The organism is Pseudomonas sp. ABFPK (assembly GCF_001586765.1).
In the GTDB taxonomy this organism is placed as follows: Bacteria; Pseudomonadota; Gammaproteobacteria; order Pseudomonadales; family Pseudomonadaceae; genus Aquipseudomonas; species Aquipseudomonas asiatica.
Genome location: NZ_LQXW01000035.1, coordinates 19,148 through 31,904 on the forward strand (window position 1 = coordinate 19,148; position 12,757 = coordinate 31,904).

Consider the following 12,757-nt stretch of genomic DNA (forward strand, 5'->3'; position numbering starts at 1 on the left):
GAACCCGGGCGACTGGACCGCCGGTCCAACGACCGTGAAGCTACAGCCAAGCACTTCCAGGGAGGAATGCACGGTGAAGCAACGAGGTGTAACACTGATACAAATGTTGTCGGCCCTGGCGGTGGCCGTATTGCTGACACAGCTCGGCATGCCGGCCTACGCCAGATTGAGCGACGACCTACACAGGGCGGCAGCTGCGCGTGACTTGGCGCAGGCACTGCGCAGTGCGCGCAGCCATGCCATGTTGCAAAGCCAGCCGGTGCTGGTGCAGGCGTTGGACGGTAACTGGGGGAATGGTTGGCAGGTGATGCTGGAGCATAACGGGCAGGTGCTGCGCGAGCAGCGTCTTTCACGGCCGCTGAAGATCACGAGCAATCGCGGTGAGCAGCTGAAATTCAGTGCGCAGGGTGTTCCGCTTGGGGCCAACGGTAATTGGTTAGGTTCAACGATGGAGATTTGCGAGCGCTTGACCGCAACTAGCCAGTATCAAGTTGTGATGGCATCGACTGGCAGGGTCAACGTACAGATGGGAGAGCCAAAAAAATCCCGATGCAAAGACACCACTAGCAGATCAGCGCGGTCAATGTAGGAGCGGCCTTGTGTCGCGAAAGGGCCGCAAAGGGCCCCGGCAATATCAGCTCTAACGCTGAAATCCTGGGGCTGCTTTGCAGCCCGTTCGCGACACAAGGCCGCTCCTACAGGGGGGATCGCGCAAACTGCGGTCAGATCAGCGACCGAACCCGCAACTCCTTGGGCATGGAGAAGGTGATGTTCTCTTCCCGCCCATCCAGCTCTTCAGCACCGGTGGCGCCCCAGGCCTTGAGCTGCTCGATCACGCCACGCACCAGCACTTCGGGAGCCGAAGCGCCAGCGGTGATGCCGACCCGCGCCGTCTGGTCGAACCAGCCACGCTGCAGGTCCTCGGCACCGTCGATCAGGTAGGCCGGGGTGCCCATGCGCTCGGCCAGCTCGCGCAGGCGGTTGGAGTTGGAGCTGTTCGGGCTGCCGACCACCAGTACCACGTCGCACTCGTCCGCCAGTTGCTTGACCGCGTCCTGGCGGTTCTGGGTGGCGTAGCAGATGTCGTCCTTGCGCGGGCCGCCAATGTTCGGGAAGCGCGCACGCAGGGCGTCGATCACACGACTGGTGTCGTCCATCGACAGCGTGGTCTGGGTGACGAACGCCAGGTGGTCCGGATCCTTCACCTGCAGGTTGGCAACATCCTCCTCGTCTTCGACGAGGTAGATGGCGCCACCGTTGCTGGCGTCGTACTGGCCCATGGTGCCTTCGACCTCCGGATGCCCTTCGTGGCCGATGAGAATGCACTCACGGCCGTCGCGGCTGTACTTGGCCACTTCGATGTGCACCTTGGTCACCAGCGGGCAGGTGGCATCGAACACTTTCAGGCCACGGCCAGCAGCTTCCTGGCGCACGGCCTGGGAAACCCCGTGGGCACTGAAGATGACGATGACGTCGTCCGGTACCTGGTCCAGCTCTTCGACGAAGATGGCGCCACGGTTGCGCAGGTCTTCCACCACGAACTTGTTGTGCACCACTTCGTGACGCACATAGATCGGCGGGCCGAAGACTTCCAGCGCGCGGTTGACGATCTCGATCGCCCGGTCGACCCCCGCGCAGAAGCCGCGAGGGTTGGCGAGTTTGATTTGCATGCTCGGCTCCAGGCTTACAGGGCCTTCACCTCGAGGATCTCCACCTCGAAGGTCAGGGTCTTGCCAGCCAATGGGTGATTGAAGTCGATGGTCACCTGGTCGTCATCGAACGCTTTGACCACACCCGGCAGCTCGGTGTTGGCGGCGTCGTTGAAGATGATCAACAGCCCTTCGGACAACTCCATGCCCTCGAACTGAGACCGTGGCATGACTTGCACGTTCTGCGGGTTTGGCTGGCCGAACGCGTTCTCCGGGGCCACCACGACGGTACGCTTGTCGCCGCCCTTGAAGCCGAACAGGGCGTTCTCGAACCCGGGCAGCAGATTGCCATCGCCAACCTTGAAGGTGGCCGGGGCCTTGTCGAACGTGCTGTCGACGGTATCGCCGTTTTCCAGGTGCAACGCGAAGTGCAGGGTGACTTCGGTGTTCTGGCCGATACGGGTGTCAGTCATGGACCGGATCCTCGGACTTCTTGCTCTTGAACATATCCAGCGCCAGCATCACCGCACCAACGGTGATGGCGCTGTCGGCCAGGTTGAAGGCCGGGAAGTAATGGCGGTTCTGCCAGTGCACCAGGATGAAGTCGACCACATGGCCGAGCACGACGCGGTCGTACAGGTTGCCGATCGCGCCACCCAGCACCAGCGCCAGCGCCACGGCCAGCCAGGTCTCGTTGCGCCCCAGGCGCTTGAGCCAAACCACCAGCACGGCACTGACCACCACGGCGATCAGGGCGAACAGCCAGCGCTGCCAGCCGGAGCTTTCAGCCAGGAAGCTGAACGCCGCGCCGGTGTTGTAGGCCAGGGTCCAGCTGAAGTAGTCAGGGATGACGACAACCTGCTGGTACATGGTCAGGGCATTGTTGAAATACAGCTTGGTGGCCTGGTCGAGGACCAGTACCACCAGGCTCAGCCAAAGCCATGCAAGGCGCCCGAAGCGCCCCGCTACAGGGTTAGGCATAGTGGCGCACCTCGCCGGAACCGCTCAGGTTGTCGACGCAACGGCCGCAGATTTCCGGGTGCTCCGGGTGGCTGCCGACGTCGGCGCGGAAGTGCCAGCAACGGCCGCACTTGGTGTGGCCGGACTTGACCACTTGCAGCTTGAGGCCTTCGACTTCGGTGGCCACCGCTTCGGCCGGCGCTTGCGCGAATGGCACCACGCTGGCAGCCGAGGTGATCAGCACGAAGCGCAGTTCGTCGCCCAGCTTGCCCAGGTCGGCGCTCAGGCCTTCGTCGGCGTACAGGGTGACTTCGGCCTGCAGGTTGCCGCCGATGACCTTGGCGGTACGCTGGTTTTCCAGCTCCTTGTTGACCGATGCCTTGACGGCCATCACGCGGTCCCAGTAGGCGCGGTCCAGTTCGGTGCCTTCCGGCAGCTCGCTCAGGCCCTCGTACCAGCCGTTGAGCATTACCGACTCGTTGCGCTCGCCTGGCAGGTACTGCCAGATTTCGTCGGCGGTAAACGCCAGGATCGGCGCGATCCAGCGCACTAGCGCCTCGCTGATGTGGTAGAGCGCGGTCTGGCAGGAGCGGCGAGCGACACTGTTGGCGCCGGTGGTGTACTGGCGGTCCTTGATGATGTCGAGGTAGAAGCCGCCCAGTTCCTGCACGCAGAAGTTGTGCACCTTGGAGTAGACGTTCCAGAAACGGTACTCGCTGTAGTGCTCTTCCAGCTCGCGTTGCAGCAGCAGGGTACGGTCAACCGCCCAGCGGTCCAGCGCCAGCATGTCTTCCGGGGCCAGCAAGTCGCGGGCCGGGTCGAAGCCGGACAGGTTGGAGAGCAGGAAGCGTGCAGTGTTGCGGATACGGCGGTAGGCGTCGGCGCTGCGCTGCAGGATCTGCTCGGAAACGGCCATTTCACCGGAATAGTCGGTAGCGGCAACCCACAGGCGCAGGATATCGGCACCCAGCGTGTTGTTGACCTTCTCCGGCTCGATGGTGTTGCCCAGCGACTTGGACATCTTGCGGCCGTTCTCGTCCACGGTGAAGCCGTGGGTCAGCAGCTCGCGGTACGGCGCGTGGCCGTCGATGGCGCAACCGGTCAGCAAGGACGAGTGGAACCAGCCGCGGTGCTGGTCGGAACCTTCCAGGTACAGGTCGGCACGCGGGCCGGTGGCGTGGCCGATGTCATGCGAGCCACGCAGCACGTGCCAGTGGGTGGTACCCGAGTCGAACCACACGTCGAGGGTGTCGGTGATCTTGTCGTACTGCTCGGCTTCAGCGCCCAGCAGTTCGGCGGCGTCCAGCTTGAACCAGGCCTCGATGCCTTCCTGTTCGACGCGCTTGGCCACTGCTTCCATCAGCTCGACGGTGCGTGGGTGCAGCTCGCCGGTCTGCTTGTGCAGGAAGAACGGGATCGGTACACCCCAGTTGCGCTGACGGGAGATGCACCAGTCCGGGCGGTTGGCGATCATCGAATGCAGGCGCGCCTGGCCCCAGGCCGGGACGAACTTGGTGTCTTCGATGGCTTTAAGTGCGCGCTCACGCAGCGGCTCGCCGGTGGTCGGCTGCTTGTCCATACCCACGAACCACTGCGCGGTGGCGCGGTAGATCAGCGGGGTCTTGTGGCGCCAGCAGTGCATGTAGCTGTGGCTGATGGTTTCGGTGTGCATCAGCGCGCCGACTTCGCTCAGCTTCTCGACGATGGCCGGGTTGGCCTTCCAGATGAACTGGCCGCCGAAGAATGGCAGCGAGTCCACATACACGCCGTTGCTCTGCACCGGGGTGAGGATGTCGTCGTTGACCATGCCGTAGCGCTTGCAGGTGACGAAGTCGTCTTCACCGTAGGCTGGCGAGGAGTGCACCACGCCGGTACCGGCGCCCAGTTCGACATAGTCAGCCAGGTAGATTGGCGACAGGCGGTCGTAGAACGGGTGGCGGAAGTTGATCAGTTCCAGTGCCGAACCCTGGGCGGTGGCAATGACCGAGCCTTCCAGGCTGTAGCGCTTGAGGCACGACTCGACCAACTCTTCGGCCAGAACCAGCAGACGCTCGCCGGTGTCGACCAGGGCGTACTTGAACTCCGGGTGGATGTTCAGCGCCTGGTTGGCCGGGATAGTCCACGGGGTGGTGGTCCAGATCACGATGGCAGCCGGCTTGGCCAGCGAAGCCAGACCGAAGGCAGCAGCCAGCTTGGCGTCATCGGCTACCGGGAAGGCAACGTCGATGGTCTGCGATTTCTTGTCGGCGTACTCGACTTCGGCCTCGGCCAGGGCCGAACCGCAATCGAAGCACCAGTTCACAGGCTTCAGGCCCTTGAACACGAAGCCTTGCTTGACCATCTCGGCCAGGGCGCGGATTTCGCCGGCCTCGTTGGCAAAGTTCATGGTCTTGTACGGGTTGTCCCAGTCACCCAGCACGCCCAGGCGGATGAACTCGGTCTTCTGCCCTTCGATCTGCTCGGCGGCGTACTCGCGGCACAGCTCGCGAGTGCGGTCGGCGGACAGGTGCTTGCCGTGGGTGACCTCGACCTTGTGCTCGATCGGCAGGCCATGGCAGTCCCAGCCCGGCACATACGGCGCATCGAAGCCGGCCAGGGTCTTGGAACGGACGATCATGTCCTTGAGGATCTTGTTCAGCGCATGACCGATGTGAATCTTGCCGTTGGCATAGGGCGGGCCGTCGTGCAGGACGAACTTGGGACGATCCTTGCCAATTTCGCGCAGCTTCTGGTACAGGCCAATGCTGTCCCAGCGCTGCAGGATCTGCGGTTCGCGCTGAGGCAGGCCGGCCTTCATGGGGAAGGCGGTGTCCGGAAGGTTAAGCGTGGCTTTGTAGTCGGTCATTTCAGGCTCTTCGTTAGCGGTTGAGCGTGCCAATGTGCACGTGCGGCGGCGATATCCGCATCGATCGCCGACTTCAGCGCCTCCAGGGAGGCGAATCGCTGCTCTTCTCGCAGCTTGTGGTGGAACTCCACCGTCAGGCGCCGGCCGTAAAGGTCGCCGGCATAGTCCAGCAGATGAATCTCCAGGTGCGGGCGCCCATCACCGGCAACGGTGGGGCGCACGCCGATATTGCCGACACCCGGCCAGGCCTTGCCGTCGATTTCGATGCTGGCCAGGTAGACCCCGGACAGCGGCACGCGGCGGCGCTTGAGCTGGATGTTGGCAGTAGGTGTGCCGAGCTGGCGGGCCAGCTTCTGGCCATGCAGCACGCGGCCGCTGATGCGGTACGGGCGGCCCAGCAGGTGCTCGGCCAGCTCGAAGTTGCCTTCGGACAGGGCCTTGCGCACTTCGGTGCTGCTGACCCGCAGGCCGTCCTGGATCACCGTGTTGGCAGCCTCGACGGTGAAGCCGTACTGCTTGCCGGCCTCGACCAGGAAAGCGAAGTCGCCGGCGCGGTCGCAGCCGAAGCGGAAGTCATCGCCCACTTCGAGGTGGCGTACACCCAGGCCGTCGACCAGGATGGCCTTGACGAAGGCATCGGCGCCGAGCTTGCTCAGGCGCTGGTTGAATGCCAGGCACAGCACCCGGTCGATACCCTCGGCCGCCAGCAGCTCGATCTTGTCGCGCAGCCGGGCCAGGCGGGCCGGCGCGGTGTCGGGGGCGAAGTACTCGCGTGGTTGCGGCTCGAAGATGACCACGCAGGTCGGCAGGCCCAAGGCCTGGCCGCGCTCGCGCAGGCGCGCCAGGATAGCCTGGTGGCCGCGGTGAACCCCGTCGAAGTTGCCAATGGTGGCGACACAGCCCCGGTGCTCGGGGCGCAGGTTGTGAAGACCTCGAACCAGCTGCATAACGCGCTTCTTGCTCATAAAGTGGCCGATTATAACCACACCCGGGCGCCGGTGACAGGCAGCAGCGCCCAAGGGCGGCGTGGAATGCGAAAAACCGACGCCTGACCCGCCCGATGCCTCAGTGCAAGGCCTTGCGGGCGAAATGCCGAGGCCGGAAGCCGCACAGGTACAGGCAGCCGAAATAGGTCACGACGCCCGCCAGTACCAGAGCCCCCAGGCGCACCAGGCGCTCGAGCATGTTGCCCTGTTCCCAGGTCGGCAGATAATGCATGCCGGCCAGCAACACCGCCGACATCAGCCCCACCGCCAGCACCAGCTTGAGCAGGAATATCGCCCAGCCTGGTTGCGGCTGGAACAGCTGCTGACTGCGCAGTTTCCAGAACAGCAGGCCGGCGTTCAGGCAGGCCCCCAGGCTGATCGCCAGGGCCAGGCCGGCATGCGCGAGCGGCCCGATCAGGGCCAGGTTGAACAGTTGGGTGCAGACCAGGGTGAATACCGCGATCTTCACCGGTGTACGGATATTCTGCTGCGCATAGAAGCCCGGTGCCAGCACCTTGACCAGAATGATCGCCAGCAAGCCCACGGAATAGGCGATCAGCGCCTTCTGGGTCATGGCTGCGTCGACGGCAGTGAACTTGCCGTACTGGAACAGCGCCACGGTCAAAGGCTCGGCGAGGATGGCCAGGGCCAGGGTGCAGGGCAGCACCAGCAGGAAACACAGGCGCAAGCCCCAGTCGAGGATCCGCGAGTACTCCTCGCGATCCTTGTTGGCGTAGGTCTTGGCCAGGGTCGGCAGCAGTATGGTGCCCAGGGCCACGCCCAGTACGCCGGAAGGCAGCTCCATGAGGCGGTCGGCGTAGTACATCCACGACACCGAGCCGGCTACCAGGAAGGAGGCGAAGATGGTGTTGATGATCAGCGAGATCTGGCTCACCGACACCCCGAGGATCGCTGGCAGCATCTGCTTGAGCACCCGCCACACGCCGGCATCACGCAGGTTCAGGCGTGGCAGCACGAGCATGCCGATCTTCTTCAGCGCTGGCAGCTGGTACAGCAACTGTGCCAGGCCACCTGCCAGCACACCCCATGCCAGGGCCATGATGGGCGGGTCGAAATACGGCGTGAGCAGCACGGCGAAGGCAATCATCGCCACATTCAGCAAGGTCGGGGTAAAGGCCGGCACCGAGAAACGGTTCCAGGTATTGAGGATCGCCCCGGCCAGGGACGACAGCGAGATCAGCAATATATAAGGAAAAGTCACGCGCAACAGGGCGGTGGTCAATTCGTATTTCTCGGCGCTGTCGACAAAACCTGGCGCGGTCGCCCACACCACCCACGGTGCCGCCAGGATGCCAATGGCGGTCACCAGCGCCAGAACCAGGGTCAGCAGGCCACTGACATAGGCAACGAAGGTGCGGGTCGCCTCCTCGCCTTGCTGGGTCTTGTATTCGGCCAGGATCGGTACGAAGGCCTGGGAAAACGCGCCCTCGGCGAAGATGCGCCGCAGCAGGTTGGGCAGCTTGAAGGCGATGAAGAAAGCATCGGTGGCGATGCCGGCGCCGAAAACACGCGCCAGGATGGTGTCGCGGACAAAGCCTAGCACCCGGGAAATCATGGTGATCGAGCTTACCGCAGCCAGGGATTTGAGCAGGTTCATCGAAAAGATTCACGCCAAGGGCAGAGGACGCTGCCAGACAGCGTCCGAATGTGCGATACTCCCGCGCCTTCGCAGGGGAGCCAAAAATTCCCGAGTTTACAGGTCGCGCAGCAGAAAGGAATATTTCCCTCTTGTTGGCGCACCGCTCGGCGGAACCTTGCAGGTGGCCTTGACATCCGTTCGACTGATCGGCATGATTCGCGGCCTATTTTGTTTGCTATTTACCTAAAGTCTTTCGAGGAGCTCGACGGTGGCCAACACACCTTCCGCCAAGAAACGTGCAAAACAGGCTGAGAAGCGTCGCAGCCACAACGCCAGCCTGCGTTCCATGGTCCGTACCTACATCAAGAATGTAGTTAAAGCCATCGACGCAAAAGACGCCGAAAAAGCGCAAGCCGCTTACGTTCTGGCTGTGCCTGTAATCGACCGTATGGCCGACAAGGGCATCATCCACAAGAACAAGGCTGCTCGTCACAAAGGCCGTCTGAATGGCCACATCAAGGCGCTGAAAGAAGCTGCAGCTGCCTAAGCGACGCGCTAGTCGAAAAACCGACCCTAGGGTCGGTTTTTTGTTGCCTGCGATTTGTGCAAGCATCCCGCCCAGTTGATTACGATCGGCTTTTTGTAGGAGCAGCCTTGTGCTGCGAATGGGCTGCATAGCAGCCCCAGGCTTCAGCTGACAGCGACATTGTCGGGGCTGCTACGCAGCCCATTCGCAGCACAAGGCTGCTCCTACGGAAAAGCGCAAGGCTGCACTTGGCAGCCCTGCCTCCACATCACTTGGCAATCTGAATCTTCGGCGCCCACTGCAGCCATTCATCCTCGGCCTTGTCGAACAAGGCGAACGTCTGCTGCGGCCGTGCCGGGTTGCCCATCTGCTCGCCATCCGGCGTGGCAAAGGCGATACCGCCGTCGATCATGGTCTCCACCGACTCGGTACGCACCGTAGCCCCCTTGAACAGCCCCCAGTCGAAACCGAAGCCGCTGCTGTTCCAGAAACGGCTGCCGCTGCGCACCAAGGCCGCGTAGCGCGGCTCGATCAGGATATGGATCAATACGCGGTCAGCACTCTGGCCCAACTCGAAGCCCGTCACCTTGCCCACCGCAACCTCACGATAGGTCACCGGCACGCCCGGCTTGATCGAGCCACGGCGCGGGGCGCTCAGCGTCAACGGCAGCCCGACTTCAGGCCCTGCCACCTGCGGGGCGTCGGCCAAGGCGATGAAATCGCGCTGCGGGCCACGGTCCTTGGCAGCCGGCTGCACTTCCAGGTACTGCCCACCCACCAGAGTGTCGAGGTTCTGCGTGCGCACCAGGCCAAAGGCTGGCTTGACCACCCAGAACTGCGTACCGACGCGGGCGATACGGTCCGCCGCTTCGGTAATGCGCGCCCGCAGCAGCACCGCCTGCAAGTCATCGGTCAGGTCGACGCTCTCGACGCTACCCACATCCAGGCCGCGGAAGCGAATCGCCGTGCCAGGCTTGAGGCCGTCGGCACGGTCCACACGAATGGTGATCAACGTACCCGCGCGGTTGACCGCCTCCTGGCTGTCATGCAGGCGGAAGCGTGGGATGTGTCGTTTGAGCGGCACATCAGGCCGTGGCGTATCGAACGCGATACCACCAGCCATCAGGGTCTGCAGTGATTCACTCTTGATCTTGATGCCCGAAAGGCCGCCCGTCAGGGTGATGCCACTGACATTCCAGAAGCGCGACGAACCGTTGACCAGCTTTTCGTATTCCTTCTCGATATGCACACCGATCAGGATGCGATTGCTGTTGCGGGCGAACTGGTAGCTCTGCACGCTACCCACCTTCACCTGGCGGTACATGACCGGGCTACCGACTTCCAGCGAACCCAGGGTGTCGGCGAACAGCACCATGTGCAGGCCTGGTGCCTTGAGGTCGAGCGGCGGCGCCTTGGCGCGGGCTTCGAACTCACGCTCGGGCCGCGCCCCTTTCTCACCAGGGCGAATGGCAATGTAGTTACCCTTGACCAGCGCCTCCAGGCCAGTGATACCCGCCAGGGAAATTGACGGTTTGACCACCCAGAACTGCGTGCCCTCGACCAGATAATCCTCGGCCAACGGGTCCAGCGTAAGCTCGGCCGAGGCACTGGCCAGGTTGTCTGCCATTGTCAGGGCTTTCAGCGAGCCTACCTGGATGCCCTTGTACATGACCGGTGTACGGCCCGCCTGCAGGCCCTCGTAATCGCTCAATTTCACCTTCACCCGGATACCGGCCTGGGCCGCATCGAAGTCCTCATACAGACGGAACGGCAGGTTCGAGTCGGTGGGTGGACTGTCCTTGCGGTGTTCCGGCGTGGCAAAGGCGATACCACCGGCGACAATGCTCGACAGCGATTCGCTACGCACTTTCACGCCCGACAGCGAGGCATCGATGCTGACGCCGCTGGCATTCCAGAAACGCGTGTGCTTGCGCACCAGGCTGGCATAGGCCGGCTCGATGAAGACCTTTATCTCGACAGTGCTCTGGTCCTCGGACAGGCGGTAGCTTTTAACCCGGCCAACCTGGATCTGCTTGTAGAACACCGGGCTGTCACGGTTGAGCGACCCAAGCCGCTCAGCCTTGAGGGTAAGGTGCAGGCCCGGCTCGGTGTCCGACAGCGGCGGCGCAACCTTCAAGGCAGTAAAACGCTTGGTGCGCTCCCCCTCCCCTGGGCTGACGGCGATGTAGTTGCCTGACACCAGAGTTTCCAGGCCGGAAATACCCGCCAGGCTGACGCTCGGCTTCACCAGCCAGAAACGCGTGCCTTTGGTCAGATGCGGCTCGGCAGCCTTGTTCATCTCGATGGTGGCGATCACCCCCTGGTTCTCACCCTTGGCGTCGAGCACCAGGCTCTTGACCTTGCCAACCGGCATGCCCTTGTAGATCACCTCGGTCTTGTTGGCGACGATACCCTCACCCGACTCGAAGCGGACTTCAATTTCCACACCGGCATCACGGTAAGCCTGCCACGCAAGCCAGCCACCGATCATCAAGGCGATCAAAGGCAGGATCCATATGGCCGACCAGTTCGAGGCTGGGCGGGTTTTAGCCGTTGGCAGGTCACTCATGGTCGTCATCCGACTCCGTGTTGTCCCAAATCAGTCGGGGATCGAAAGTTAAAGCGGCAAGCATTGTCAGGATCACCACAGTTGCAAAGGCGACAGCGCCCAGGTTGGCTTCGACACTGGCTATTCGGCCGAAATTCACCACCGCCACCAGGATGGCGATGACAAAGATATCGAGCATGGACCAGCGCCCAATGAATTCGATGAAGCGGTACATCAATATCCGTTGACGTGCCGAAAGCGGCTGACGGCGCTGAACGGAGTACAACAGCAAGCCGATGCCCACCAGTTTGAACGTGGGCACCAGGATACTGGCAATGAACACCACGGCAGCAATGGGCACCATGCCATGCTTGAGCAAGGTGATGACGCCGGACATGATCGTGTCGGGGCTGCCTTGGCCCAGGGTGCTCACGGTCATGATCGGCAGCATGTTGGCCGGGATGTACAGGATCGACGCGGCAATCAGCAGCGCCCAGGTACGCGCGATGCTGTTCGGCCGACGGGCATGCACGATGGCACCGCAGCGTGTACAGGTTTGTGAAGTGCTGTCTGGCTGTTGCCGGTTCAGCTCGTGACATTCATTGCAGACAAGAATGCCTGCATCAATCGCCCGCATGCAGGTCCTCCCCTGATAGCGCACTCCAGATCTGGTGCGGTGACATCACCACCTCGAGCCACACCTGGATCAATAACAGGCTGATGAAGCAGAACAGCCCCAGGCCTACCGTCAGCTCGGCCAGGTCCACCAGCTTGACGATGGCTACCAGCACGCCCATGAAATAGACCTCGAGCATGCCCCAGTCACGCAAGTGGTGATAGATGCGGTAGAACAGCAGGCCGAAACTACGCCCCACGTTCAGACGGATACTCAAGAGCACGACCAGCTGACAGAGCAGTTTTGCCAAAGGGATGGCCATGCTGCACAGGAAAACCACGACGGCCACACCGCGCATTTCCGAGTTGTACAGGCCCAGCACGCCGCTCCAGACGGTATCGTCCGATGTTTGGCCAAGCAGGTGCAGCTGCATGATCGGCAGGAAATTGGCAGGCACAAACAGCAGCAAGGCGGTGAGCACCAGGGCCAGGCTGCGGTTGACCACATTGTGCCGATGGGCGTACAGCTCATAGCCGCAGCGCGGGCATTGGGCTTTCTCATCATGCTGGAGCACGGGCTTGCGCAGCAGCAGGTCACATTCATGACAGGCGACAAGCTCGTCCAACGGCAACTGGGCCAGGGTTTCAGGTTCGACAGGATTGGGCATATAGCGCTTCTGAATAGGTGCGTGGGCCTATTCTAGTGTTCTGGCTCGAATTGTGGGAGGCGACGATTGAACGGTGACCAGTGCGGGCGAGTCGAGGCGTCGAACCGCCGCGAAGCGGGCGACGTGGTGGATGGCACCGGCTATGCCGGTGTTCGCGGGTGAACCCGCTCCCACAGGGGCGGCGTATGCTTGGGATTTTTTGCACCACAAAGACAAAACCCCTACCTGCATGTGCAGATAGGGGTTTTGCGAAATGAATCTTGACGATGACCTACTCTCACATGGGGAAACCCCACACTACCATCGGCGATGCATCGTTTCACTGCTGAGTTCGGGATGGGATCAGGTGGTTCCAATGCT

At 62.3% G+C, this 12,757-nt stretch carries 11 protein-coding genes and 1 rRNA gene; 2 read left to right on the forward strand and 10 right to left on the reverse strand.

Annotation, left to right across the window (positions count from 1 at the left end; genetic code table 11):
* The first annotated feature begins 73 nt into the window (after nt 1-73).
* Nucleotides 74-589 carry a GspH/FimT family pseudopilin gene (locus WM94_RS20880; protein ID WP_043935296.1) on the forward strand — a complete coding sequence of 172 codons (516 nt, stop codon included), beginning with the start codon at nt 74-76 and terminating at the stop codon, nt 587-589.
* A gap of 133 nt (nt 590-722) precedes the next feature.
* Here WM94_RS20880 and ispH read toward each other — a convergent pair whose 3' ends face one another.
* From ispH to murJ, 6 genes are all read right to left on the reverse strand, one after another.
* Nucleotides 723-1,670, reverse strand: coding sequence for a 4-hydroxy-3-methylbut-2-enyl diphosphate reductase (ispH, locus tag WM94_RS20885; RefSeq protein ID WP_013970753.1), 948 nt, complete (start codon nt 1,668-1,670; stop codon nt 723-725).
* Nucleotides 1,671-1,684: 14 nt separating this feature from the next.
* Nucleotides 1,685-2,122, reverse strand: a complete 438-nt coding sequence (fkpB, locus tag WM94_RS20890; RefSeq protein WP_003258215.1) for an FKBP-type peptidyl-prolyl cis-trans isomerase — start codon at nt 2,120-2,122, stop codon at nt 1,685-1,687.
* Nucleotides 2,115-2,630 carry a signal peptidase II gene (gene lspA / locus WM94_RS20895; protein ID WP_003258216.1) on the reverse strand — a complete coding sequence of 172 codons (516 nt, stop codon included), beginning with the start codon at nt 2,628-2,630 and terminating at the stop codon, nt 2,115-2,117. The genes fkpB and lspA overlap by 8 nt, the downstream gene beginning before the upstream one ends.
* Nucleotides 2,623-5,454 carry an isoleucine--tRNA ligase gene (gene ileS, locus WM94_RS20900; protein WP_061552036.1) on the reverse strand — a complete coding sequence of 944 codons (2,832 nt, stop codon included), beginning with the start codon at nt 5,452-5,454 and terminating at the stop codon, nt 2,623-2,625. The genes lspA and ileS overlap by 8 nt, the downstream gene beginning before the upstream one ends.
* On the reverse strand, nt 5,451-6,401 hold the full coding sequence (ribF, locus tag WM94_RS20905; protein WP_023660619.1) for a bifunctional riboflavin kinase/FAD synthetase: 951 nt from the start codon (nt 6,399-6,401) through the stop codon (nt 5,451-5,453). Before ribF ends, ileS begins: the two co-directional genes overlap by 4 nt.
* Before the next feature lie 118 nt (nt 6,402-6,519).
* The gene (murJ, locus tag WM94_RS20910) at nt 6,520-8,058 is read right to left on the reverse strand and encodes a murein biosynthesis integral membrane protein MurJ (RefSeq protein WP_061552037.1); all 1,539 of its coding nucleotides are present in this window, start codon (nt 8,056-8,058) and stop codon (nt 6,520-6,522) included.
* A 250-nt stretch (nt 8,059-8,308) separates the two neighbouring features.
* Here murJ and rpsT point away from each other — a divergent pair, with 250 nt between their 5' ends.
* Complete coding sequence (rpsT, locus tag WM94_RS20915; protein WP_003247625.1) at nt 8,309-8,587, forward strand: 30S ribosomal protein S20; 279 nt, start codon at nt 8,309-8,311, stop codon at nt 8,585-8,587.
* A 247-nt stretch (nt 8,588-8,834) separates the two neighbouring features.
* On the opposite strand, the gene WM94_RS20920 is transcribed toward rpsT, so the two are convergent.
* The 4 genes from WM94_RS20920 to rrf form a co-directional block, all read right to left on the reverse strand.
* Nucleotides 8,835-11,135, reverse strand: a complete 2,301-nt coding sequence (locus WM94_RS20920; RefSeq protein WP_061552038.1) for a PqiB family protein — start codon at nt 11,133-11,135, stop codon at nt 8,835-8,837.
* The gene (locus WM94_RS20925; protein WP_015268842.1) at nt 11,128-11,751 is read right to left on the reverse strand and encodes a paraquat-inducible protein A; all 624 of its coding nucleotides are present in this window, start codon (nt 11,749-11,751) and stop codon (nt 11,128-11,130) included. The genes WM94_RS20920 and WM94_RS20925 overlap by 8 nt, the downstream gene beginning before the upstream one ends.
* Nucleotides 11,738-12,397: a paraquat-inducible protein A gene (locus WM94_RS20930; RefSeq protein WP_013970746.1), complete on the reverse strand. Its 660-nt coding sequence runs from the start codon at nt 12,395-12,397 to the stop codon at nt 11,738-11,740. The genes WM94_RS20925 and WM94_RS20930 overlap by 14 nt, the downstream gene beginning before the upstream one ends.
* Nucleotides 12,398-12,655: 258 nt before the next feature.
* Nucleotides 12,656-12,757 (reverse strand): 5S ribosomal RNA (rrf, locus tag WM94_RS20935); the annotation flags it as partial.

What these genes read in the sequence shown, in the direction of transcription:
- ispH (WP_013970753.1), bottom strand. Translation starts at nt 1,670, where the DNA reads ATGCAAATCAAACTCGCCAACCCTCGCGGCTTCTGCGCGGGGGTCGAC.
- fkpB (WP_003258215.1), bottom strand. Translation starts at nt 2,122, where the DNA reads ATGACTGACACCCGTATCGGCCAGAACACCGAAGTCACCCTGCACTTC.
- lspA (WP_003258216.1), bottom strand. Translation starts at nt 2,630, where the DNA reads ATGCCTAACCCTGTAGCGGGGCGCTTCGGGCGCCTTGCATGGCTTTGG.
- ileS (WP_061552036.1), bottom strand. Translation starts at nt 5,454, where the DNA reads ATGACCGACTACAAAGCCACGCTTAACCTTCCGGACACCGCCTTCCCC.
- ribF (WP_023660619.1), bottom strand. Translation starts at nt 6,401, where the DNA reads ATGCAGCTGGTTCGAGGTCTTCACAACCTGCGCCCCGAGCACCGGGGC.
- murJ (WP_061552037.1), bottom strand. Translation starts at nt 8,058, where the DNA reads ATGAACCTGCTCAAATCCCTGGCTGCGGTAAGCTCGATCACCATGATT.
- WM94_RS20920 (WP_061552038.1), bottom strand. Translation starts at nt 11,135, where the DNA reads ATGAGTGACCTGCCAACGGCTAAAACCCGCCCAGCCTCGAACTGGTCG.
- WM94_RS20925 (WP_015268842.1), bottom strand. Translation starts at nt 11,751, where the DNA reads ATGCGGGCGATTGATGCAGGCATTCTTGTCTGCAATGAATGTCACGAG.
- WM94_RS20930 (WP_013970746.1), bottom strand. Translation starts at nt 12,397, where the DNA reads ATGCCCAATCCTGTCGAACCTGAAACCCTGGCCCAGTTGCCGTTGGAC.